The organism is Bacteroides faecis, from assembly GCF_020091505.1.
GTDB classification, from domain to species: Bacteria; Bacteroidota; Bacteroidia; order Bacteroidales; family Bacteroidaceae; genus Bacteroides; species Bacteroides faecis.
This window is the reverse complement of record NZ_CP081916.1, coordinates 6,103,129-6,128,643: the sequence shown is the minus strand read 5'-3', so window position 1 is coordinate 6,128,643 and position 25,515 is coordinate 6,103,129. Positions and strand designations below refer to the sequence as shown.

Annotated in this window: 21 protein-coding genes; all 21 read left to right on the top strand. The window is 38.0% G+C overall.

The features are described from left to right. The first annotated feature begins 25 nt into the window (after positions 1-25). The 21 genes from K6V30_RS24510 to K6V30_RS24410 all read left to right on the top strand — a co-directional run bounded on the left by K6V30_RS24510 (position 26) and on the right by K6V30_RS24410 (position 25,279). Positions 26-1,342 carry a nucleotide sugar dehydrogenase gene (locus K6V30_RS24510; RefSeq protein WP_224207231.1) on the top strand — a complete coding sequence of 439 codons (1,317 nt, stop codon included), beginning with the start codon at positions 26-28 and terminating at the stop codon, positions 1,340-1,342. Positions 1,343-1,346: 4 nt separating this feature from the next. After that, complete coding sequence (locus tag K6V30_RS24505) at positions 1,347-2,411, top strand: NAD-dependent epimerase/dehydratase family protein (protein WP_130062189.1); 1,065 nt, start codon at positions 1,347-1,349, stop codon at positions 2,409-2,411. A gap of 43 nt (positions 2,412-2,454) precedes the next feature. After that, positions 2,455-3,504 carry a polysaccharide biosynthesis protein gene (locus K6V30_RS24500; protein WP_224207230.1) on the top strand — a complete coding sequence of 350 codons (1,050 nt, stop codon included), beginning with the start codon at positions 2,455-2,457 and terminating at the stop codon, positions 3,502-3,504. 7 nt (positions 3,505-3,511) lie between these two features. Next, positions 3,512-4,717 carry a polysaccharide biosynthesis C-terminal domain-containing protein gene (locus tag K6V30_RS24495; RefSeq protein WP_224207229.1) on the top strand — a complete coding sequence of 402 codons (1,206 nt, stop codon included), beginning with the start codon at positions 3,512-3,514 and terminating at the stop codon, positions 4,715-4,717. Positions 4,718-4,719: 2 nt separating this feature from the next. Next, positions 4,720-5,913: a UDP-N-acetyl glucosamine 2-epimerase gene (locus tag K6V30_RS24490; RefSeq protein ID WP_109115626.1), complete on the top strand. Its 1,194-nt coding sequence runs from the start codon at positions 4,720-4,722 to the stop codon at positions 5,911-5,913. Positions 5,914-6,357: 444 nt separating this feature from the next. Beyond that, positions 6,358-7,896 carry a lipopolysaccharide biosynthesis protein gene (locus K6V30_RS24485; RefSeq protein WP_109115623.1) on the top strand — a complete coding sequence of 513 codons (1,539 nt, stop codon included), beginning with the start codon at positions 6,358-6,360 and terminating at the stop codon, positions 7,894-7,896. Between the two features lie 6 nt (positions 7,897-7,902). Continuing rightward, positions 7,903-9,195, top strand: a complete 1,293-nt coding sequence (locus K6V30_RS24480; protein WP_109115622.1) for a glycosyltransferase — start codon at positions 7,903-7,905, stop codon at positions 9,193-9,195. Continuing rightward, positions 9,195-10,496, top strand: a complete 1,302-nt coding sequence (locus tag K6V30_RS24475; RefSeq protein ID WP_109115621.1) for a hypothetical protein — start codon at positions 9,195-9,197, stop codon at positions 10,494-10,496. Before K6V30_RS24480 ends, K6V30_RS24475 begins: the two co-directional genes overlap by 1 nt. Before the next feature lie 18 nt (positions 10,497-10,514). Continuing rightward, positions 10,515-11,915 (top strand): hypothetical protein, encoded by a 1,401-nt coding sequence (locus K6V30_RS24470; RefSeq protein WP_224207228.1) that lies wholly within the window; start codon positions 10,515-10,517, stop codon positions 11,913-11,915. Continuing rightward, positions 11,912-13,135 carry a hypothetical protein gene (locus K6V30_RS24465; RefSeq protein WP_109115619.1) on the top strand — a complete coding sequence of 408 codons (1,224 nt, stop codon included), beginning with the start codon at positions 11,912-11,914 and terminating at the stop codon, positions 13,133-13,135. The genes K6V30_RS24470 and K6V30_RS24465 overlap by 4 nt, the downstream gene beginning before the upstream one ends. Next, a complete protein-coding gene (locus K6V30_RS24460) occupies positions 13,110-14,375 on the top strand; it encodes a glycosyltransferase family 4 protein (protein ID WP_109115618.1) in 1,266 nt (421 codons plus the stop codon). The genes K6V30_RS24465 and K6V30_RS24460 overlap by 26 nt, the downstream gene beginning before the upstream one ends. A gap of 27 nt (positions 14,376-14,402) precedes the next feature. Further along, the gene (locus K6V30_RS24455; RefSeq protein WP_109115617.1) at positions 14,403-15,602 is read left to right on the top strand and encodes a glycosyltransferase; all 1,200 of its coding nucleotides are present in this window, start codon (positions 14,403-14,405) and stop codon (positions 15,600-15,602) included. A 1-nt stretch (position 15,603) separates the two neighbouring features. Beyond that, positions 15,604-16,869, top strand: coding sequence for a glycosyltransferase family 4 protein (locus K6V30_RS24450; protein ID WP_109115616.1), 1,266 nt, complete (start codon positions 15,604-15,606; stop codon positions 16,867-16,869). A gap of 8 nt (positions 16,870-16,877) precedes the next feature. Continuing rightward, a complete protein-coding gene (locus K6V30_RS24445) occupies positions 16,878-17,984 on the top strand; it encodes a glycosyltransferase (protein WP_109115615.1) in 1,107 nt (368 codons plus the stop codon). A gap of 1 nt (position 17,985) precedes the next feature. After that, positions 17,986-18,660: a CatB-related O-acetyltransferase gene (locus K6V30_RS25255; RefSeq protein ID WP_109115614.1), complete on the top strand. Its 675-nt coding sequence runs from the start codon at positions 17,986-17,988 to the stop codon at positions 18,658-18,660. Positions 18,661-18,728: 68 nt separating this feature from the next. Further along, a complete protein-coding gene (locus K6V30_RS24435) occupies positions 18,729-18,920 on the top strand; it encodes a hypothetical protein (protein ID WP_130062088.1) in 192 nt (63 codons plus the stop codon). A 384-nt stretch (positions 18,921-19,304) separates the two neighbouring features. After that, positions 19,305-20,501, top strand: a complete 1,197-nt coding sequence (locus K6V30_RS24430; protein WP_224207227.1) for an ATP-grasp domain-containing protein — start codon at positions 19,305-19,307, stop codon at positions 20,499-20,501. Continuing rightward, complete coding sequence (locus K6V30_RS24425) at positions 20,501-21,691, top strand: ATP-grasp domain-containing protein (RefSeq protein ID WP_109115612.1); 1,191 nt, start codon at positions 20,501-20,503, stop codon at positions 21,689-21,691. The genes K6V30_RS24430 and K6V30_RS24425 overlap by 1 nt, the downstream gene beginning before the upstream one ends. A gap of 13 nt (positions 21,692-21,704) precedes the next feature. Next, positions 21,705-22,292 carry a sugar transferase gene (locus K6V30_RS24420; protein WP_109115611.1) on the top strand — a complete coding sequence of 196 codons (588 nt, stop codon included), beginning with the start codon at positions 21,705-21,707 and terminating at the stop codon, positions 22,290-22,292. 1 nt (position 22,293) lies between these two features. Continuing rightward, positions 22,294-23,544 carry a glycosyltransferase family 4 protein gene (locus K6V30_RS24415; RefSeq protein WP_130062087.1) on the top strand — a complete coding sequence of 417 codons (1,251 nt, stop codon included), beginning with the start codon at positions 22,294-22,296 and terminating at the stop codon, positions 23,542-23,544. Positions 23,545-23,965: 421 nt separating this feature from the next. Continuing rightward, a complete protein-coding gene (locus tag K6V30_RS24410; protein WP_109115609.1) occupies positions 23,966-25,279 on the top strand; it encodes a DegT/DnrJ/EryC1/StrS family aminotransferase in 1,314 nt (437 codons plus the stop codon). Positions 25,280-25,515 lie beyond the last annotated feature (236 nt).

Sequence of the window (25,515 nt, the reverse complement as noted above, 5' to 3'; positions counted from 1 at the left end):
TCTATAACACTAACATAAATCAACAATGGATACAAAAGATTTGAAGATTGCTGTTGCAGGTACCGGCTATGTTGGTCTTAGCATAGCAACGCTTTTGTCGCAACATCACCAGGTGACGGCAGTCGATGTGATTCCTGAGAAAGTAGATATGCTCAATCGTAAACAATCACCTATTCAGGATGAGTATATAGAGAAGTATTTGTCTGAAAAGGCATTGAATCTAACCGCCACGCTTGACGGTGCCAAGGCATACAGTGACGCTGATTTTGTGGTCATTGCGGCTCCTACTAACTATGATCCTGTGAAGAATTATTTCGATACCCATCATATAGAGGATGTCATTGATCTGGTTTTAAGTGTCAATCCTGATGCTGTGATGGTAATCAAGTCTACTATTCCTGTTGGATATTGCCGTGGACTTTATTTGAAGTATGCCCGTAAGGGAGTCAAGAAGCTTAACCTGCTTTTTTCTCCGGAGTTTCTTCGTGAGAGTATGGCTCTTTATGATAACTTATATCCAAGTCGTATCATTGTTGGCTATCCAAAACTGATTGATGGCGAGCAGTTTGACGAGGAAAACGAAGCTATTAAGTCCATTGCTGATGTTCCCGCCCTAGGGAAAGCTGCGCATACTTTCGCAGCATTGCTTCAGGAAGGTGCAATCAAGAAAGATATTCCTACTCTTTTTATGGGCATAAAGGAGGCGGAAGCTGTCAAACTGTTTGCTAACACCTATCTTGCTTTGCGTGTCAGTTATTTTAATGAACTTGATACTTATGCGGAGATGAAAGGTCTGGATTCCCAGTCGATAATACAGGGTGTTGGACTGGACCCTCGTATTGGTACGCACTATAATAATCCTAGTTTTGGTTATGGCGGTTATTGTCTGCCTAAAGACACGAAACAACTGTTAGCCAATTATCAGGATGTACCTCAGAACATGATGAGTGCTATTGTAGAAAGTAACCGTACAAGAAAAGACTTCATCGCAGATCAAGTGCTGCGTAAAGCGGGGTATTATACTGCCTCCTGTTCATGGGATGCCCAGAAAGAGCAAAAAATAACCATTGGCGTATATCGTCTGACCATGAAGTCCAATTCTGACAACTTCCGTCAAAGTGCCATTCAGGGGATTATGAAACGTATCAAGGCGAAGGGCGCTACTATTGTAATTTACGAGCCTGCTATGCAGGATGGTGAAACATTCTTTGGTAGCCAAGTGGTCAATAACCTGATCAAATTCAAGGAAATAAGTCAGGCCATCATCGCCAACCGCTACGATTCTTGTCTGGATGATGTGAAAGACAAGGTATATACTCGTGACATTTTCCAAAGGGATTAACTTTATGGTAACATACAATGTTAGTTTAGAGAACAAAGTGGTTTTGGTGACGGGTGCAGCCGGTTTTATCGGAGCCAATTTGGTAAAACGCTTGCTGAATGAATTTGATAGCGTGAAGGTTGTCGGTATTGATAGTATTACCGAATATTATGATGTACGTTTAAAATATGAACGCTTACAAGAATTGTCTGCTTATGGTGACAGATTTGTTTTCATAAAAGACAGCATTGCTAAAAAGGGAGTTGTTGACTCCATCTTCACTGACCACCACCCGCAGGTAGTCGTGAATCTTGCTGCTCAAGCCGGTGTGCGTTATAGCATCACTAACCCCGATGCATATATTGAAAGTAACCTTATTGGATTTTATAATATTTTAGAAGCCTGTCGTCATTATAGTGTGGAGCACTTGGTATATGCTTCTTCCAGTAGCGTATATGGAAGTAATAAGAAAGTGCCTTATAGTACTGATGATAAGGTGGATAATCCTGTATCACTCTATGCTGCTACTAAAAAGAGTAATGAACTAATGGCTCACGCTTACAGTAAGCTTTACAACATACCAAGTACAGGTTTGCGGTTCTTCACCGTTTATGGTCCCTGTGGTCGTCCCGATATGGCATACTTCGGTTTCACCAACCAACTCCGTGAAGGCAAGACTATTCGGATCTTTAATTACGGTAACTGCAAACGAGATTTCACCTACGTTGATGACATTGTGGAAGGCGTTGTTCGGATCATGCGACATGCACCTGAGAAACAGAATGGCGATGACGGACTTCCAATTCCACCATACAAAGTATATAATATTGGTAACAACTCACCCGAGAATCTTCTTGATTTTGTGACCATTCTTCAGGAAGAGCTCATAGCAGCCAAGGTACTTCCCGATGATTACGATTTTGAGACGCACAAAGAATTGGTACCGATGCAACCTGGTGATGTACCAGTGACATATGCTGATACGACTCCTTTGGAACAAGATTTTGGATTTAAACCGTCAACATCACTACGTGAGGGATTGAGAAAGTTTGCGGGGTGGTATGCTAAGTATTATGGCACATTTAAATAACATCCATAAATCGATTATATAAAAATAAAAAGATAAAACCATTATGAGCATTTTTGCAGGTAAAACCCTTATGATTACTGGTGGAACAGGTTCCTTCGGCAATGCAGTTTTGAATCGTTTCCTCCGTACCGACATCGGTGAAATCCGTATTTTTTCACGGGATGAAAAGAAGCAGGATGATATGCGTCACGAATATCAGGTAAAGTATCCTGATGTGGCGCACAAAATCAAGTTCTTTATTGGCGATGTACGTAATTTGCAGTCATGTAAGAACGCAATGCCTGGAGTTGACTATATCTTTCATGCTGCGGCTTTAAAGCAGGTTCCAAGTTGTGAGTTTTTCCCCATGGAGGCAGTGAAAACCAATGTAATCGGTACTGATAACGTTTTGACAGCTGCTATTGAGGCTGGCGTCGGTGCTGTGATATGTCTATCTACGGATAAGGCTGCCTATCCTATCAATGCTATGGGTATCACGAAAGCTGTTGAGGAGAAGATTGCTGTAGCTAAGAGCCGCTACTCAGGCAACACCAAGATTTGCTGTACGCGTTATGGCAATGTGATGTGTTCTCGTGGTTCTGTAATCCCTCTGTGGATAGAGCAAATTCGCAACGGTAATCCTATAACACTAACTGAGCCTACGATGACTCGCTTTATCATGTCGTTGGAAGAGGCGGTAGACCTTGTATTGTTCGCATTCGAACATGGGCAGAACGGTGACATCCTCGTACAGAAAGCTCCGGCTTGTACAATTCAGACTCAGGCGGAGGCTGTTTGTGAATTATTTGGAGGCAAGAAAGAAGATATCAAGGTTATCGGTATCCGTCATGGTGAGAAGATGTATGAGACATTGCTTACCAATGAGGAATGTGCCAAGGCTGAAGATATGGGCAATTTCTATCGCGTTCCTGCAGATAATCGTGGATTGAACTATGATAAATTCTTCAAAGAAGGTGAAACGGAACGTAACACACTTACAGAATTTAATTCTAATAATACTTATATATTGAATGTAGAAGAGACCAAGGCTAAAATAGCTGCTCTTGATTACATCAAAAAGGAATTGAGTGGCGAGGGTAATTTTGTACAATAATAGAGCTATGAATATTTTAGTTACCGGTGCCAGAGGTTTTGTTGGTAGAAATCTTTGTGCCCAACTTAATAATATCAAAAACGGAAAGGCTCGTTGTTATGGTGATCTGAAGATTGATGAAGTCTTTGAGTACGATCTCGATTCCACTTCCGAACAATTAGATGTCTGGTGTCAGAAAGCCGGCTTTGTGTTCAACCTTGCCGGAGTGAACCGTCCCAAAGACAATGAGGAGTTCATGAAAGGTAATTTCGGTTTTGCAGGCACATTGCTTGATACACTGAAGAAACATCATAATACTTGTCCTGTCATGCTCTCTTCCAGTGCACAAGCTTCTCTGACAGGTCGTTTTGGCAACAGCGAATACGGTCGCAGCAAAAAGGCTGGTGAAGATTTATTTCTACAGTACGGTAAAGATACGGGAGCCAAAGTGCTGATTTATCGTTTTCCGAACCTTTACGGCAAATGGTGTCGTCCCAACTACAACAGTGCTGTCGCTACATTCTGCAACAACATCGCTAACGACCTTCCGATACAAGTCAATGACCCACGTGTAGAACTGGAGCTGCTTTACATTGACGATCTCGTAGACGAGATGATTCATGCCTTGAAAGGCGAGGAACATCGTTGCGAGTTTGAAGGTCTTGATGTACATCCATTGGTGGATGGCAGATACTGTTATTGTCCGGTTACCCATAAGGTTACATTAGGTGAAATAGTTGATTTGCTGCATCAGTTTGCAGAAATGCCAGAGACGCTGATGATCCCTGAAATCCCGTCAGACTCGTTTGCCAAAAGATTGTATAGCACTTATCTGAGTTATTTGCCCAAAGAAAAAGCAATCTTTGATCTGAAGATGAATGTAGATCAGCGTGGCTCATTTACAGAACTTGTACATACCTTGAACTGTGGCCAGGTAAGTATAAATATCTCCAAACCGGGTGTTACTAAGGGTGAACATTGGCACAATACCAAATGGGAACAATTTATCGTTGTCAGCGGTCATGGACTTATCCAACTCCGCAAGGAAGGTACAGAGGAAGTGTTGAACTATGAGGTAAGTGGTGACAAAATACAATCCGTTATCATGCTTCCCGGATATACCCATAACATCATCAATCTCTCCGATACGGAAGACCTGGTAACGGTTATGTACTGCAATGAGATATTCAACCCGGATAAACCGGATACATACTTTGATAAAGTGAAAAAATGATCATGGAAAAACAACCCAAATTCGATTATTCAGATATAAAGTTCAAGGATAATGGTAAGTTGAAGCTTATCATCGTAGTGGGTACTCGTCCCGAGATTATCCGTTTGGCAGCTGTTATCACCAAATGTCGTCAGTATTTTGATGTGATTCTTGCCCATACCGGTCAGAATTACGACTACAACCTCAACGGCATATTCTTTAAAGATTTGAAGTTGGCAGAGCCTGAAGTATATATGGATGCTGTAGGCGATGATTTAGGAGCCACTTGTGGAAACATTATCAACTGTTCTTACAAACTCTTTGCTCAGACAAAGCCGGATGGTGTTCTCGTGCTCGGTGATACCAACTCATGTTTGAGTGTTATTGGTGCAAAACGTCTGCATATTCCTATCTTTCATATGGAAGCTGGAAACCGTTGTAAAGATGAGTGTCTTCCTGAAGAAACAAATCGCCGTATCGTTGATATAATTAGCGATGTAAATATGGCATACTCTGAACATGCCAGAAGATATTTGGCGGATTGTGGACTCCCAAAGGAACGCACTTACGTTACAGGTTCTCCAATGGCCGAGGTACTCCACGAGAACCTTGCAGATATTGAGTCATCTGACGTTCACAAGCGTTTGGGACTTGAGAAAGGCAAGTATATTTTATTGAGTGCTCACCGTGAAGAGAACATTGATACCGAGAAGAATTTCTTTTCTCTTTTTAATGCTATCAATGCTATGGCAGAGAAGTATGATATGCCAATTCTTTACTCTTGCCATCCACGTTCACGTAACAGGTTACAAGCTTCAGAGTTTCAATTGGATCCAAGAGTACAAGTCCAGCAGCCCCTCGGTTTCCACGACTACAATTGTCTCCAAATGAACGCCTACGCAGTCGTATCTGACTCCGGTACTCTTCCAGAGGAAAGTTCCTTTTTTACCAGCGTTGGACATCCTTTCCCTGCGATATGTATTCGAACCTCTACTGAGCGTCCTGAGTCGTTGGATAAGGCTGGATTCATCCTCAGTGGAATTGATGAGAAAGGACTTCTTCAGTCTGTTGATACCGCCGTCGAACTTGTCAGAAATGGTGATTACGGGATTCCAGTACCTAACTACACCGACGAGAATGTATCCACTAAGGTGGTTAAAATTATTCAATCTTACGTCGGTGTTGTGAATAAAATGGTTTGGCGCAAGGAGATGTGATCTCTCTTTCCCCTCAATGCCTTGCTATATTTATACATAAAGTTAAACATGTGTATAGGTTTCACAGAGATTCGAATCCTCCGCACGTTTTGATTTAATAACAATCTAATTTAGATATTCATTGGGCGCACGACACATAGAAGATAATCAATAACAATTTGCTGTATCAAAAATTGGGCTGTTAGTATAAATATATTAAAGATTATTGAAGTATATACGATGTAAGTGCTGTCATGCTGAAAAGCCTGTAAGAGTTTAATGTCTATATACGTTTCCGTTATGGTAAATAGGAATATGTTAAAACCTATTCGCAGAAGGTTCCGGGCAAGTTTAATCAGACTTCGTGGGTATAAGGGGATAAAAGGCTTGGTGTACTTTTCGGGGTATGCCTTTATCAAGAAAACTAAATATGTCGGTTGGCTACCAGCTAATATTTGAGCATATATGCTAGAAAATACATCTAATAACAAAACTATTGCAAGAAACACTCTGATGCTGTATGTCAGAATGTTGATAACAATGTTTGTAGGACTCTTTACTAGTAGAATTGTACTTAATGCATTAGGTTTTACTGATTATGGTATTTATAATCTTGTTGGTGGTCTTGTGACCATGTTGTCATTTCTTAATATCGGATTGTCAGGAGCTTCGCAACGTTTCATTTCTTATGAGATGGGAAGAGGAGATATTGCATCTATGAAGAAGGTATTCTGTACAGCTGTTATTACACATAAAGCTTTAGCAGTAATCGTTGTTGTTCTGTTTGAAATAATAGGTGTTTTATTAGTAAACTTTAAACTTGTAATTCCAGATGAACGTATTTTCGCTGCTAACTGGGTCTTGCAGTGTAGCTTGATTACAACAGCGGTTTCAATCATTAGTGTACCTTATTCGTCCTGTGTAGTTGCTCACGAAAAGATGGGGCAGTTCGCTTATATCAGTATTTTAGAGACTGTACTAAAGTTAGGTGTGGCATTGGCGATTATGATATCACCCATTGATAAATTGATATTATACTCTACTCTTATTTTACTTATCCAAGTTACTGTTCGTTTAATTTATACTACATATTGTAAGCGTAAGTTTGAAGAATGTACCTTTATGTATCAGTTTGATAGAGCCTTGTTTAAAAAAATATTTTCATTTGCAGGATGGGGATGTATTGGAAATATGGGGTGGGGATTGAAAGATCAGCTCTTAAATATTATCCTTAATCTCTTTGGGGGAACCACAGTCAATGCAGCTCGTGGTGTAGCAACACAGGTTAATGGTATCATTAGTAGTTTTGCTAGTAATTTTACGATGGCCATGAATCCACAGATTACCAAACAGTATGCCGCGGGAAATCTGAATCGTAGTATTGCTCTCACCATAGCAGGATCTAAATATGCGTTTTTTCTTTTGTCATTGATTACGATTCCATTCTTGATAAATGAACATTATGTGCTTCGTCTTTGGTTGGGGGAAGTTCCAAAGTATACAGATGCATTTGTTGCTATTATCTTGATTAGTTCTTGTGTATACTCTATGTCACATACTGTTTCTACAGCAATTCAAGCAACTGGCTATGTAAAGTGGTTTCAGATTCTCCTTGCAGCAACACTTTTATTAGAGGTCCCTGTAGCATACATCATTTTGTCTCTTGGAGGTGCTCCCTATGCGGCTGTAATTCCTAATATTTTTACATGCTTACTTTCGCTTATAGTTAGAATAGTCATACTCCACCATTATGTGCCTCAATATAGCATAACTGATTATATATTTGGCACTATTTTCAGAAGTGTAATAATTTTCAGTATTGCTTATGCAATATCTTATTATATTCGCTCACTTTTTGAAGAATCATTTTTCTCACTGGTTATTACTGCAGTACTGTCTACTTTAGTAGTATTACTTTGTGTATTTATATTAGGGCTTAGTAAGTACGAAAAATCTATGGTAATAGAAAAGATTAGAAATATTATTCATAAGAAAATAAAATAATCACATATGGCATCAAAATTTAAAGTTGCTATTATTAACCACTCATTTCAAGTTGGTTATTTTTGTCGTCGTTGGGAATTATTTGCGTTGCAGCATCCTGATGTTGATGTGTATCTGTTGGCTCCTAAAAAGCGTGAATGGTATGGGGGTAAAACATACCAGTATGATAAGTCGGTAAACAAGGTAATTGAATCTCAAGGATTTGATAAGAATAATTATCACCGTAGGGTCTTCAGAGTGCAGAAATCGAAATATTTAGGCTGGACTTCTCCTGATTTTAAGGATCTGTTTGATGAGATTCATCCTGATATAGTATATCATATTGGTACGCATAACATGAATTCGCTAAAGCAGGTGTTGCGTTTGCGTTCAAAGTATTATCCTGAGATGAAGGTGATAGCTTTTAGCATGAGAGGTCCTGCTATGAATCTGAAACTTGAGTTTGATAACTGTTCATTCTTGCACAAGTTGGTTCGCAGATATATATATTGGCAGAGTAAGAAACGTTTGAATTATATAAATAATCATATTGATGCGTTCTTCTGTCATTATCCTGATGCTATAAAGTGCTTCCAATTAGAGGGGTATAAGGGCCCTATCTATATGCAGACTCAAGTTGGTGTAAACGAAGAGTGGTTTCATGAGGATGTTAATGCTCGCAAGGAGATTCGCGAAAAATACCATATTGCTGATTCTACATACGTTTTTGGTTCTGCTACTCGATTCTCTAAAGATAAAGGTGTAGATGTGATTCTTCGAGCACTTCCTTTAAATGGTGATTGGAAATACCTCATGATGGGTTCCGGTTCAGATGAAGAGAAAGGACGTCTTCGTAGTATAATTTGTGAACGTCACTTAGAGGATAAAGTTATAGAAACTGGTATGGTGGATTGGTACGATATGGCTAAATATTGGAATGCAGTTGATTGTGCTATTCACGTGCCTTTGACGACTCCACACTGGGAAGAAACTTTCAGTCTATCAGCAATACAGCCCCAAATTACTAAGAAGCCAATTATTGGAGATACTTCTGGTTCTGTTCCTTATCAGATTGGTTTCTCCGAAATGTTGGTGCCAGAGGGGGATGTTCAAAAACTCCATGAAAAGATATTGTGGGTGTTGTCCCATAAAGAAGAGGCTGCTGCTATTGGCTTAAAAATGTATCAACGCACTCACGATTCATTTGAGGTACAGCATCTTGATGATATGTTCTATGATACTTTGGTGGAGGATGTTATCCCGGGAAAGTATGATGAGAACAAAATAGATATGGCATCATATAAACCAAAGAATAGATAATGAAGGGATATAAGCTTTCAAAATATGTTGAGAAGGTATTTGAGACATCTTCAAGTGAATACTCGGAGTGGTTCGGATATTACAATTATGACACGTTAACCAGTGATCATTCCAAATTACTTTGCAATCGCATCAAAGAAGATGGAGTAAAACCACGTGCTGATCTCAAAATTAAGGTTGGCTACTATGATATCCCTTCTGGTGAGTGGCATCATGTGGGTGAGTCTGATTCTTGGAACTGGCAACAGGGTTGTATGGCTCAATGGCTTAATGATAATGAGGTAATCTATAATAGTTCAGAGAATAATCACCATATTGCCATCATCCATAATATTAAAACTGGAACAGAACGCAAAATTGATTGGGCTATTTATGGTATTACACCTGATGGAAAAAAGTCTATTGCTCTTGATATGGAACGTGCTCATTGGTGTCGTGCATATCATTATGAGTCTGTAGCTGATAAAAGTAAAGATGGTCCTGTTTATGAACAGGATGGAATCTTTGAGATTGATCTGGAAAACAACACCCGCAAACTAATCATTTCTATTCAGGAGGTAATTACTCTCGACAGTCGATCATATTTCAAGAAAGCAAAGCATTGGATTGAACATGTGATGATAAATCAGGAAGGAACAAAATTTTGCTTTTTACATCGTTTTTCACCTGTAGAAGACGTTTTTCGTTATGTAACGCGTCTGATTATTGTAGACATGAATACGATGCAAATGACGTGTATACCGAATTGGGAGAAAACACAATGGTCGCATTTTGGATGGGATGGTGATAATTTTGCTATTTACACGTATCCTCAGACGGGAGTTGGTATTACGGAAGAATCGTTCAATGCAAGAGTCGGAAATAGACTGTCGAATACGAAGAAGCTATCCTTCAAAACCCGTATGGCAAATTTTTGTAGATCTTTTTATCCTCAAACATTTGAAAAGAAGATGAGAGGATTGATTACATATTACCAATATTACGCACAAAATAACGGAGAATATGTACTTTTGAAAGAATTCAGAAATGATTCTTTTTTGATTGACGGGCATCCTACATTTGTAAATAATTCTTCATTAATGGTTACGGATACATATCCTGATAAGAACAAAATCCAGAGATTGCTTATGTTTGATCAGGAAAAAAATAAGGTATACGAACTCGGAAAATTCAATGCAACTTATCAAGGAAATCCGGCAAGTTGTGACTTACATCCTAAGGTGAGCAGAGATGGACAGTATGTTGTAGTAGATAGTGCTCACGATGAAAAACACCATATGATAGTCTTGAAAATTAAGTAATCATACTGGAGAATAAACATGATTAAAAAAACTAAAAAACAATATGTGTTGTCGTCATCCAAGTTGGAGATGAATGATATGTCTTGCTTTGACTTCTGTGGTGGGTATTTATACGTTGATGCTGAACTTAGATTACAGCAGGAGCGAGATAAAAAAGCTAGAAACTATCTACTTGTCGATAATGCTTTCTGTACTGACGTTTACCCAAAACAAGTGGCTGAAGATATAAGAAATTTCGAGGGCGACTCATTATTGGATCTTAGTAAAAATTGGACTGGTCGATGGCTGCTTATTCGTGGCAATGAGTTGATAACAGATGCTACTGGCTTGATGAGTGCATTCTATTGGACTAGAGGTAATGAGTGGATAATATCATCATCATTGGCACTCTTGGCAGAAGTGCTAGGTTACCCCATCAAAGATAGTGTTCAGACTTCTGGGCTTGACTGGCATCTGTTGCCTAGAACTATAATGCCGAATGTAAATGCATTGTTTTGCACTCAGCAGCTTCGTTTTACCAATAAACTTGAGGTATTGCCCATTGAGCGTTTCGTAGATAAGAGGAGCCTAACTACAGAGGATAAGATAGCACAAGTAACCGGTAGGCTTATTGTAGCACTTAAGAATATTGAAAAGTATTCTGGGAGAAAAATTTTGATTGCACTTACGGCAGGAAAGGACTCTCGATTAGTGTTAGCTTCTGCATTATCAGCAAAGGTCGATTTCTCAACTTATACGATGGAACATCCGAAGATGCAGAGGGCAGATAGAAAACTTCCGGGGAAGATGGCGAAGAAATTTGGTTTTCCATGGACTTTCATCAAAATGAAGGCTCAATCAAAAGAACGGAGTGATGAGTATCTTCAGTTTAATGGTGGTAATTCCAAAGGGGCGGATATCATATTCTATTCATCTGGTCAACCACAGCAATTACCGGAGGATACTATAGTGATTAGGAGCGGAATCTTTGAAGCAGGACAACAGTACGGCAGACGCACCATGGGTAGTACGATGGAGACGTTGCGAGAAGGGTTCTTCAAATATTACAAAACATCACTTAAAGCAGACGGACAGAAGGAGGCGTTTGAAAAGTGGGAACGCAATGCTAAAAAATATCCTATTCCGTTTATCGACTTGAGAGACCGTTTCTATATTGAACAACGAGTAAATGGATGGGTTTCTGCCATAGAACAAGCTCTTACGATAAACGACTTTGATTCTATTCAGATTGCTAATTGTCAGGAACTGATAAGTCTACTGCTTGCTGCAACGGCTGATGAGCGAGAGGACAATACTCTTGCATACAGGATGATTGAAGCACTTGTTCCAGAGTTACTGAAGTACCCTGTCAACAAGCAGTCTGCAATAGATAAAATTAATATTATCCGTCGTGCCATCGTAAAAAGATTATTCAGATGATGGACAATACTACTAATAAAGGATTTTCAAGCCTCTTCTTGATAGCTGTTGTGTTCTATATTTGGCATACAACTATACCGGCATTAGGATATAAAACTCCCGCTGTCTTATTTGCCGGATGCATACTTTTTTTGTATGCTTATATTTTTGTGAAGAATCGTATTATTAGCAATAGTGTGGGTTCAATTCTTCCGATTCTAGGTCTGTACTTTCTTGAGTTGGTGTATTCTGGTACAAGTAATTTTGCTATTAAAATATATCAGATATTGCAGATGGGACTTTATCCATTATTGATACTATATATTGCGAAGTATGGAAATGAAAGGTTGGTGCGATTCCTGTTTTGGGCTGTTATAGGCTCTTACGTATTTACAGCTATCACTACTTATGCGGGATGTATAATGTATCCTGGTGCGGCACGAACACTTGCGCTCCCGGAAGAGGAAATGGGTGCTAATATATTTGCCATGTATAAGATGGCGAATATTGGAAACTTGACGTTTACCTATTCGCTTGTTCTGTTGATTCCGCAGCTTATATTTTTGATTAAATCAAGAATAGTAAAGAGATTACAATCTATTACCATGTTAGTGGTTTTGGTTATTACTATTTTGGAGACAGAGTATACCACTGCATTGCTATTAATGACAATCTGTTTTTCTCTGTTTTTTATACCTGTTCACATAACTAAAAAGCATATTTGGGGGTTGATAACCGTTGCAGGTATTATATTTATATTCAGCAAGCTATTCATTGGTGACCTATTGATTGGAGTTTCATCTTCGGTAGGAAGCGAAACGATGGCTGCTCGACTAAATGATTTAGGTATGATCTTGAAAAATGGAATGAAATCTGCTGACGAGGGTGATGTTGGAAGTAGAATGGAACTTTATAATATGTCTATTCAGTCATTCTTGAAAAGTCCTTTGCTTGGTGGTATCAAAAGTATTGGTGGACACTCTTTGTTCTTTGACAGTCTCGGTAGATTTGGACTATTGGGATTAGCGGCATTTGTTATAAGCTACAAGAAGATCTGGAGTGAGTTTTATAAACCATTTTCGGTAACTCCATATTATGGTTACCTATTGTTCAGCTTTATACTGCTTGTCGTAATGGCTTTTTTTAATCCGAAAGACAATCTTAGTGTTGTAACATTTACTATACCTTTATTTACACTTTTTTATAATCAACAATATGAAAGTTCTTTGGATCGTCAATAAACCTATAGGTGCATTACATGAGAAGTTATTTGGTAAGAAGTCTACTGGTGGCTTGTGGATGGAGGCAATGTTGGAGAGATCACGAGAGGATCAATCCATTAGTATTGTCATAGTTAATATATCTTTTGTTAGAGAAGTACAGAAATATGTCTTTAAAAATGAGACGTATTATACTATACCTGGAGTACCTAATGAAAAATATGATTATAAGTCCCAAAAGGCTCATAGGTATTGGCGAGAAATTATAAAGGCAGAAAAACCAGATTTGATAGAATTGTGGGGTACTGAAATGCCTTTTAGTATACCAGCACTTGAGGAAGCAGGTAATATCCCATCTGTGGTGTATGTTCAAGGTATTCTTGATAGTATTGGTAGATACTATCAAGCAGGTTTGACTGCTGATGAACTCCGTAAGTCATATACTTTCCGTGATGTGATTACAGGGGATACCATTAAAAAGGTTCAAAAACGATATTTGAAAAGAGCTGTTATAGAGAAACAATTGGTATCTATGGCAAAGAATATCATTGTAGAGAATCAGTGGGCAGAATCTTATTATATGAGAATGTGTCATGACGTTAGAGTTTTTAGATGCCCTCTATCAATATCTGAGATATTTTCATCTATTGAATGGTCTTTCGAAAAGATGCAACCGTATACAATAATGTGTTCAGCTGCTAACTATCCGATAAAGGGATTACACATGTTGTTGAAAGCTCTTACGATTGTTAAAGCATATTATCCCGATGTGAAATTGTTTATTCCTGGTACGCCTCTTCGACCTGTAAACTCAGTAAAATCGTGGATAAAACAAAGTGGTTATGACAAGCTTATTCGTTTAATGATTTCAGAATTAGGATGTGCGGAGGTAGTTTCGTATACAGGCCGTTTAACAGCTGAGGATATGGCAAAAAAAATGTCTGAAGTAAATGCTTTTGTTATGTGCTCAGCAATTGAAAACCATTCTAGTACGCTCAAGGAAGCCATGTCTGTAGGTGTGCCTTGTGTGGCTTCTTATGTAGGTGGCGTTCCTGAATATGCTCGCAACAAAGAGAATTGTCTACTTTATCGTTTTGAAGATTATGAACATCTTGCTATGAATCTAATTAGCTTATTCCGTTCTCAAGAACTTTGCCAAAAGCTTTCTGTTCAGAGTCGTTTTGACATGAAAAATAGTCGTGAACAGAATGATTTTTATCAAATTTCAAAGGATATTTATAGAGCTATTTTGAACAGATAAAGTTTTTTTGATAGAAAATAGGTTTGTATGAAAGCAATATATTTAGCATTATTATCATCTAAACACCTTATTGATAAGATAAGTGCTGATACAGGACTAAATCCAGGTTATGCGGGTCAAAAATTCAATCGTCTTATTATTGAAGGATTAACAAAGAATGGTGTTGATATTAAAACGTTGACCTCTATACCTATGAGTCGGCGTTTCTCAAAAAAACTATTTTGGAATGTACCTGATGAAGTAGAAGATGGTATACACTATCAATACATTCCATTTATAAATATTCCATATATTCATCACATATGTCTTTTTATGTATACTTTTTTCTATTTACTTTTTTGGGGAAGTATAAACAGAAAAGAAAAGTTTATTCTTATAGATATTTTGAATGTTAGTATTTGCATAGGTGCTGTATTTGCATGTAAATTGACTGGTTTACACTGTATGGGAGTTGCTACTGATATGCCTGGGTTAACGGTTGGTGCATCTGGAGCTAATAGTAAGAAAAAATATAACTTTTCGTCTAAAATTATTCATTGGTATTTACATTCTTTCGATAGTTATGTTCTTTTGACTCAACAGATGAATTCTATTATTAATAAAAACAACAAACCTTATATAGTAATGGAAGGTCTTTGCGATTCAAATATTCAACCAAATCACGTGGATTCTTGTGATACAAGTATAAAATCAATATTATATGCAGGTGGGTTACACGAACGCTATGGTTTGAAAACACTTACGGATGCATTTATGTCGCTTCCAAATGTAAATTATCGGTTGATTATTTACGGAAGTGGCCCTTTTGTTAAGGAGTTAAAAGAGGATATAAAGAAGGATTCACGAATTGAATATCGGGGAGTTGCTCCAAATGATGAGGTTATGAAGGCTGAGTATGCTGCATCAGTTTTGGTTAACCCTCGTCCTACGAAAGAAGATTTTACAAAGTATTCGTTCCCATCAAAAAATATAGAATTTATGTCAACAGGTAGGCCTTTGTTGACCACAAAGTTACCTGGTATGCCTGTTGAATACTATCCGTTTGTTTATTTATTTGAGTCAGAAACTCTTGATGGTTATAAAGTCACTCTCAAAAATGTATTAGAGAAAGGGTATGATGAATTAGAAAAAAAAGGAAAAGAAGCACAACAATGGGTATTAGAAAATAAAAATAATGTTATTCAAACAAAAAGAATCGTAGAATTATACCAATTGACAATCTGCTAATATGATGAATATAACTATATATTTAGGTCCTAGAACTGGTAGTTCTGTTGATGCTACTCATATTGAAAAAGGTAATCCGGGTGTGGGCGGAACTCCGTTCTGTATGTTAGAATTAGCTGTCTACTTACATGATACAAGGAGGTATAATGTGACTATTCTTGCTGTAAGAGAGTATCGGCTTAAACAAGGTATAAGATTTTTCCAAATTGAAAGGGACAGTGATATCTGTAATGTAGTGGAAGAATTGAAAACGGATATTCTAATTTTAAGTCAATTCAACAATCGGAATTTAGAAGTTAAAATTGCAAAATTAAAGTGCAAAGTGGTTATATGGTCGCATAACTATATATTTTCTCATTTTTGTAATTTTATAACAAATACACCTCAAATTGTATGTAATGTATTTGTTGGTAAACAGTTGTATGACAGGTATATAGATGATGATGTTATTAAGAAATCTACTTTTATTTATAATATGTATTCCGACAAATTTCCTGATATAAAAAGAGAGGATGATCATAAAACTGTTGTATATATGGGAGCATTAATTCCTGGTAAAGGTTTTCTTGAATTATGTTCAATATGGAAGAAGGTATTAAATAGAATACCTGAAGCAAAATTACTTGTAATGGGGAGCGGAAAATTATATGGAGAAGCAGAACTTGGAAAATTAGGTATTGCATCTACTAAATATGAACAATTATTAGAAAAATATATCCTTGATACACAAGGTAATATAATTCCTTCTGTGAAATTTTTAGGAGTTGTTGGGGAAGGAAAAGAAGAAATCTTTCGAAAGGCTTCTGTTGGAATTGTCAATCCTTCTGGTAGAACAGAAACTTTTGGAATGGGAGTAGTAGAGATGGGAGAAGCAAGATTACCTGTTGTTACAATAGGAAAGAATGGATATTTCGATACAGTACAATCTGGGAAATCAGGTATTTTATCTAAAAGTTTGGATACTATGGCAGATGATATTGTGAAACTTCTTACTGATCATAGTTTGAATAAAAAAATGGGAGATGAAGCGAAAAGAAATAATCAACGTTTTCTTCCAAGTGTAATTGGGCCTCAATGGGATGTACTCCTTGAAGATATTTATTCAGATACTTTAAAATTTGAAATACTAAAACCAAGTAGGCCGTATTCGAATAATTTTAAATGGATTAGAATATGTATTAGCAAGATTCGATTTGGATTAGGAATTAGATATATTCCATCTATGATAAAAATTGAAAGTTATCTTGTAAAACTGTTATATAAATAATTTTGTATATGAAACTCTGTTTGATATATAATTTCGCTCAACATTACCGTACCAGTATCTTTACTCTTATGGATAAAGAGTTTGATATGGATTTTTTGTTTGGAAATTCTATGGGGGACGTAAAAAAGATGGATTACTCTTTCTTGCGTGGTAATGTAACAGAGACCCACACTCGGAAATTTTTAGGTGGATGGTCATGGCAACCTAAAGTGATTTCTTTATTATTTAAAGAATATGATCGTTATATTCTTTTAGGTGATACTCATGCTTTGAGTACATGGATATTCTGTATACTTGCTCGTATCTTTAAGTCTCATAAAAAAGTATATTTTTGGACTCATGGTTGGTATGGTAAAGAAAATCGTATTGAAAAATTTTTGAAATATTTCTTTATGAACTTGCCTAATGGAGGAGTGTTCTGTTATGGTAATTATGCACGAGAACTAATGATAAACGAAGGTTTCGATCCTGAAAAATTGTATACTATTCATAATTCTTTAGCATACGATCAACAAATAAAGGTTAGAGAAGAACTTAAGGAGACTTCTCTGTACAAGGTACATTTTGGTAATAACAATAAAAATTTGTTTTTTGTAGGCCGATTGACACCAATTAAAAAGCTTGATCAGGTTTTAAAAGCAATGGCTATTTGTAGGGATAGGGGTATTAATTATAACCTTACCTTTATCGGAGATGGAGAGAAGGCAGACGAATTGAAGGAGCTTGCAATGGAACTGAATCTAGAGTCACAAGTATGGTTCTATGGTTCATGTTATAACGAAGTAGAACTTAGTTTACTCATTTATAATGCCGATCTCTGTGTAGCTCCTGGAAATATCGGTTTGACAGCTATGCATTCAATGGTATTTGGTACACCATGTATTACCCATAATGATTTTAAATGGCAAATGCCTGAATTTGAGGCTATTCGTGAGGGGGTGACCGGGATGTTTTTTCGAAGGGATGATGTAGAGAATCTAGCAGAAAAAATTGATGAATGGTTTATCACAAAGGGTGAATCAAGACAAGATGTTAGAGAAGTTTGTATGAAAGAGATAGATGAGCAGTGGAATCCTTATTTCCAAATAGAAGTGTTGAAGAAAAATTTGAAATAATATGTTTCCAATTGCACATTATATAAAAGGTATAGCTAAAAATTTGTTTAATCCACATATTTCAATATTTGCTATTGTGTCTGCAAATGCTCAAGTGGACAAGACAGCATGTATATACCGTGGCGTGAAAGCAAAGAGAGTCAGCATTGGTGCTTATACTTATGTAGCAGCTCATACAGAAATAGAGAATGCTAGAATAGGAAAATTCTGCTCGATTGCTGACCATTGTCGTATAGGCATGGGAGCACATACATTGAAATGTCTATCTACATCACCACTTTTTACTCAAAAGCGAAATGGTTGTCAAGTCATGTGGACAGAAACCAATGTAAACGATAAACCATTAGAAGAAAATACGGTACAGATTGGTAATGATGTATGGGTTGGTTCACATGTACTAATTAATGGAGGCATAAAGGTCGGTAATGGTGCTGTCATAGGAGCCGGTGCGGTAGTCGTAAAGGATGTTCCTGCTTATGCTGTAGTAGGGGGAGTTCCTGCAAGAGTAATCCGTTACAGATTTCCTGAGGAGTTCATATCTAAATTGGAGGAACTCCAATGGTGGAATATGCCAGAAGACTTATTGAAAGCAAATATAAGTGTATTTCAGGAAGAAAATCTTAACTTAGATAGTATTAATAGATTGGTAAATAGTAATTTGCATGTCGAACTTTAACTTCTGATTTAAAAAACTACATCTGTTTTGTTACTGCAAGCCTTATTTTGAAGAAAGAGGCTATTAGCATGAAGAAAATACTTGTTCTTGTCAATATTCATACAACTCCAGATAAAGAAGAGCAATACGCCTATGATACATTATTTCACAAAAAAGAGGGAAAGATAGGATATTATATTGGGGTGATTAATTATCCAGCCGATTTCCCTAAGATAATTATGTGGGGCACTTTTGGGGTTCAAAAAGCAACTGACATCTAAACTTGGAGTAGCTGTACTTTCAGGATAACATAGCCATCAAATGCATTCTTGTTGTTCAAGCGCACAAACTACATGGGACGTATTTCGACAAGGAATTGAATATAGCCTACGGTAAAACAATACTTATATGAGTAAGACTATAATGTAGAGGCCTAGATTTGAATGTTATATATTTCAGTAGTGTTATTCTAGGATGTCTGAGAAATATATTATAGAAAAACTAGTGAGCAAATATTAGAAGAATGTTATCTTCTGAGCAGCAAAGAATAGCAAGGAATGCAATTGCAACTGCAAACATTGGCTGGCACTAAGGTAGTAATAATGTATATAGAAGTAGTAGAGGCTGTTTATAACTGATAGATAAACTAAAGTATAACATATTCTATGAATAAGAAACTTTTGATGCTTGGTGGAGGATTCCTCCAGAACTTTGTAATTGAGAAGGCAAAATCAATGGACTATTATGTCTATTGTTTGGATGCAGATCCTAATGCTCCAGGTTTTCAGATTGCCGATGAGTATGCAGTGGTCAACATCGTTGATGAGGAAGCTTGTTTGGCATACGCAAGAGATAAACAAGTGAATGGTGTGTTGACAGCTGCTACCGATTTTGGTGTGCTTACCATGAGTCGTATAGCAGAGGCAATGTATCTGCCAGGTATTAATTATCGTTCTGCTAAAATTATCAAAAACAAGGCTTCTGTTCGCAAGCTCCTGTTCGAAGCTCATGCTGATGATACTGGTTATGCATACGAGATTGGTTCAATGGACGAAATTGCTGAGATACTGCCTAAGATGAAGTTCCCTATCATGATGAAACCTGTGGATGGTAGTGGTAGCCGTGGAGCGTCGAAGGTAGAAAAGGCTGAGGATTTTGCTAAAGCTGTTGAATTTGCCATGAGTGGAAGCATTACCCATCGTGCTGTTGCAGAACCATTTGTTGATGGTAGGGAGTATGGTGTAGAGTCGTTTGTGGATAATGGCGAGATTCATGTGCTAGCTGTTATGCAGAAGGATATGACACTTCCTCCATATTATGCAGAATTGGGACACGCTATTCCCTCGGGGTTGAAAGAGGAACTGGAGATAAAGGTGAAGACTTGCGTATATCGTGCCGTTTGTGCTTTGGGTGTGAACCATGGTTCGGTGAATATGGACTTGCTCATCACAAATGGTGGTAATGTACACATTATAGATATTGGTGCACGTATGGGCGGTAATCTAATAGGCTCACATATTGTTCCTATAGGTACAGGTATTGACTATATGGGTAACATGATACGTGCTGCTGTAAGTGATCCTACTTGCTGGAAGCCGGAGTGTCAACCAAGAACTGTGGCTACAAAGCTGTTGGCTCTTACTCCTGGGAAAGTGAAAGAATTGCCTGACTTTGATCTGATTTCCTCTAAGTATGATGTACAGATAGAGCATCACTTGCATGTGGGTGATGTCATCACACCGTATCGTACTAATCTGGACGGATGTGGTTATGTGGTAGCATGTGGCTATGATGTTGACAACTGTATTGTGTTGGCTACCGATGTTAGAAAGGTTATTGATGAATCAATTGTAAGAGAATAATGAAAAAGATTCTGATTATAGGTGCCGCAGTCTATCAGTTACCTGCAATTCAAAGAGTCGTAGAATTGGGGTATGAGGTTTATTGCGTGGATTATAAAGAAGGACAACCCGGATTTGAGTTTGCCACTGGATATCGTGTGGTAGATGTTAAAGATAAGGAGAATTGCTTGAAATATGCTCAGGAACTTGATGTGGATGGAGTTATGTCATGGGGATCTACTCTTACATTACCTACAGTGAGTTATATTGGAGAGAGGATGAATCTCCCTTGTATGCCAATATCAACAGCTGAGATTTCTACTAGTAAATATTTGATACGTAAGAAACTGACTGATTGCGGATTGAATTCTGGAGGCGAAGTGTTTGATCTTCATTCTTGGGAAGAGGTTGACTCAAAACAGTATGTGGTTCCTTTTGTTGTCAAACCATGTGATGGTTCTGGCAGCAGGGGGGTGTATATTGTGAAGGATGAAGCTGAAATCAAGAAAGCTATCCAATATGCATTTGATGGAGCTCGCGACAAACAGATATATGTGGAACCATATATTGAAGGTGTAGAGTATAGTGCAGAAGCATACGCCAGCAACGGAGAGATACATGTGTATTCGATAGTCAAGACGGAGTTCAACTGGACAAAGGATTATCCTGTATATAAGCAAACCACCTACCTTGGCATTTCTAAAGAGACAGAGGCTCTCATTACCGAGGAAGTACGAAAAGCTACATCGGCATTAGGCTTGAATTTCGGTCCTATTAATTTTGATATTATTATTTCGGATGCTGACGGTAAGCCATATATTATAGATGTGGGTATTAGGAACGGTCAGAACTTGATAGCTTCTCATATTGTGCCTTATTCAAGAGGGGTGGATGAACTGAACAATAGTATCAATATTTGCATAGGCAATAATATGGAAATTAAACCTAAGCGAAAGGAGTATATTTCGTCAAGACTTCTGATTTACATTCCTGGAACGATTGAAGAGATCAAGTCCTATCAGAATCTAATAGGAAAAGATCATATAGTGGACATTATTATGCGTAAGAAAGTTGGTGATGTGCTGCCTCATTATCAGACCAAGTCTGATATATGTGGTTGGGTACTTTCTAAAGGAGAAACTCCAGAGGAGGCAAGCATGTATGCGGACAAAGCTTGGGAGCGTTTAAAAGAGTATATAATTATTAAATAATTTCAACAGTTGTATGTATGTTCATTTCATCAAACCAGTATGTGATTGGCTAATTGCATTGATTGCGTTTCCTTTCTTTTGCATTATTTGGTTATGTGTAGCTACCGCTATTAAGTTGGAAGATGGTGGTCCGGTATTCTATATGGCAGAACGAATCGGTAAAGACAGCAAGAAACTGATGATGTATAAGTTCCGTAGTATGAAGGTGAATGCAGAAAATATCACGAATCCTGATGGTAGTACATATAATGCTAAGGATGATTCACGTGTAACCAAAGTGGGCAAATTCCTTCGCGAAACGAGTCTTGATGAAACCGCTCAAATTTTAAACATGCTCAAGGGGGAGATGTCGTTGATTGGTCCTCGCGCCAGTGGTTGGTCTGCATTAGAAAGTTATCAGCCTGATGAAGTTCATAAGATGAATGTTCGTCCAGGGCTTTCTGGATATACTCAGGCTTATTACAGAAACAGTATTGGGGTTCGCGAAAAGCGATTAAAGGACGCATGGTATGCTGATAATATCTCGTTTTGCCTTGATGTAAAGATTTTCTTTAAGACCATTGTGACCGTTTTGAAACACGATAACGTTTATACTAACTAATATGAAAGTCTTATTATTACCATCCTATTTCCTACCTGAAGGTATTTCTAGCCCCTATATTAGTTGGAATAGAAATCAGGCCTTTGTTGAAGAGGGATGGGATGTCGTGGTTTATACTCCAGTTCCTTGTAGAGGTATTTCGGATGATGTAAGGAAAGAATATAAACACAAAAAGTTAGAAATGATGTTAGATGGAAAAATGACCGTCCACAGATTTAGTCTCATTCCAGAAAAGAAGAATCCTTTGTTGAGGGCTTTCAGATATTTTGTCCAGAATATTAAACAGTTTGATAGAGGTGTGTTCTTTAAGGATGCAAGAAGTTGCGATGTAATGCTGATTGCAAGTACTCCTCCTACTCAGGGTGCTATGGCTGCTCTGATTAAGAAGTGTACAGGAAGACCATTTGTTTATAATCTTCAAGACATCTTCCCGGACTCGCTTGTTGGTGCCGGTTTCAGTAATGAGGGTTCGATATTATGGAAGATTGGTAGAGTGATAGAGAATTTTACCTATAAAAATGCTGACAAGATAGTGGTAATTTCGGAAGCCTTCAAGCAGAATATTATGGCGAAAGGGGTGCCTGAAAATAAGATAGAAGTAGTCTATAACTGGGTAGATCAGAAAGCTGTGGTGCCAGTGGAAAAGGAGTATAATCCTCTCTTTGAGGAGCTTGGCATTAACAAGAAGAAGTTCCATGTGGTGTATGCTGGTAACCTCGGTAATGCGCAGAATATTGATGTGATTATTGATTCTGCTAAGGAGATGGTAGGAGACAAGGAGGTGGAGTTTCTCATCTTTGGTACAGGTGGATTGAAGGAGCAGTTTGTGGAAAAGGTGAAGAACTACGGCATTAATAATGTAAAGTTCTTTCCGTTGCAGCCTATGGAGCGTGTGTCACAAGTGTATGGATTGGGCGATGCATGTGTAGTAAGTTGCAAACCTGGATTGGGAGGAGCAGCAATGCCAAGTAAGATGTTGTCCATTATGTCGGCAGGTAGAGCTGTAGTAGCCAGCTTTGATGAAGGTGAACTGACCTATATTCTTAACCACTATAACTGTGGTAGGTATGCACCAGCTGGTGATATGCAGGCCTTTGTAAAGATAATTCGCGAGATGGTTGCCGACCGTAAGGCTTGTGAGGAGATGGGGCGTAATGCCCGTCAGTTGATTTTGGACCAATTCACCCGTGAGTACGGTACTTCAAGATATGTAGATATTATCCGTAAAGTAATTGAGAATGGCAGGAACTGACAATCTGTTTTTTCGCACAAATTAATGTTTTACGATATGGCGGATAAGTTGGTTCTCTTGAGTATCTGCTTTAATGATGTGTGGAAGGTTTATAAAGGATAATCCGAAGTGGCATCTAAATTACCGATGCAGAACTAGTCGCTATTCGTTCTTTTAATATGGAGCGATTTACTAAAGGCGTTATGTGGATTATGCAGGAGGTGTTTGGTCTTGGCGAGGAACATCTTTTTAGTGAGTCTAGTGTGGGTGCAGGAGAGTATATGTCCTTTCGTATTATATCTTATGAAAGTCGCCTGATGGCATGCTATTCATCTAATGTTATTTTATCACTTGTTTGGATGGTATAGTATTGGGAATGGAAGAAAAGATAAATTCATTTATTGGATAATAGATAATCGAGATTATAATAAACATTTTTTATATGAGTACAGATTTGAAAAGAAGAAGCATTCCTTTCAGTCCCCCAGATATGACCGAGGCTGAAGCAAATGAAGTACGTGATGCAATAGTTTCAGGTTGGATTACTACTGGTCCTCGTACAAAGAAGCTGGAATCAATCATTTCTGAATATGTGCATACAGAGAAGGCGATTTGCCTGAACTCTGCTACTGCTGCTATGGAGATGGTTCTTCATGTGTTAGGCGTAGGTCCAGGTGATGAAGTGATTATACCGGCTTATACTTATACTGCATCGGCTTCGGTGGTACAGCATATTGGGGCTACTATTGTGATGGTGGATTCGCAGAAGGGCAATGTGGAGATGGATTACGAACAGCTATTGAAAGTTATTACTGAGCGTACTAAGGTGATTGTGCCTGTGGATCTAGCTGGTATTTGTGCGGATGTGGACAAAATCAAGGAGATTGTGACTCGCCCGGAGATTCTCGCTAAGTTCCGTCCTGCTAATGATATTCAGAAGTTGATGGGGCGAATCATTGTCTCTAGCGACTGTGCGCACTCATTTGGTGCTGTTCGTCATGGTAAGATGGCTGGTGAGATTGCTGATTTCTCTTCATTTAGTTTTCATGCCGTTAAAAATTTCACAACTGCTGAAGGTGGAGCGATGACTTGGAACTTGCCTTTTGGTAACGAGAAGGTAGAGCGTCAGCAGGTGTACTATGGGAGCCCTGTACCGTTCATTGAAGGTGAAACTTGGAATGAATTTATTTATCGTATTTCGCAGCTCTTCTCGCTTCATGGTCAGAACAAGGATGCGTTGGCAAAAACGAAGTTAGGTGCTTGGGAGTACGACATCATTGGACCTTGGTACAAATGTAACATGACCGACATTATGGCAGCCATTGGTCTTGTACAGTTTGAGCGTTATTCAGAGATGCTGAAGAAGCGTGAGGGATACGTTGCTATTTATAATAAGGCTATTGATGCCTTGAATACGTGTCTTGATACAGAATATCAGGTAGCTTATCTTGACCATAAGAGTGATAACCATTGTTCTTCCCATCACCTTTATCTCGTTCGTCTGCAGGGACGTACCCGCAAGGAGGCTAACAAGGTGATTGAGAATATGGCTGAAAGGGGTATTGCTACCAATGTACACTACAAGCCACTGCCTATGATGACCGCTTATAAAGCTCTTGGTTTCGATATTGCCAACTATCCTAATGCATATCATCTCTTTGAGAATGAAATAACTTTGCCTCTCAACACTTGCATGACGATGGAGGATGTGGAGTATGTAATTGAGAACTTTATTGAGATTGTAAAGTCACTATAAAATCATTAGCTCTAGTTTAAAAAATGAGACACTTCTTTAACGATATTTACTAATTTTGTGCATATATCTTTAGAGCGCATGCGCAGAAAACAGACAAATCACGTTACAACAATACTAATTGATGAAAAACTAATATCCAACTTGTTAACAAGCATCGGTTAATCTTCGTCTTCGTCAGAATTATGACTTGCGAACTTTATCTGATGAGGGTGGTTAATATATGTTCAATGCGCTCA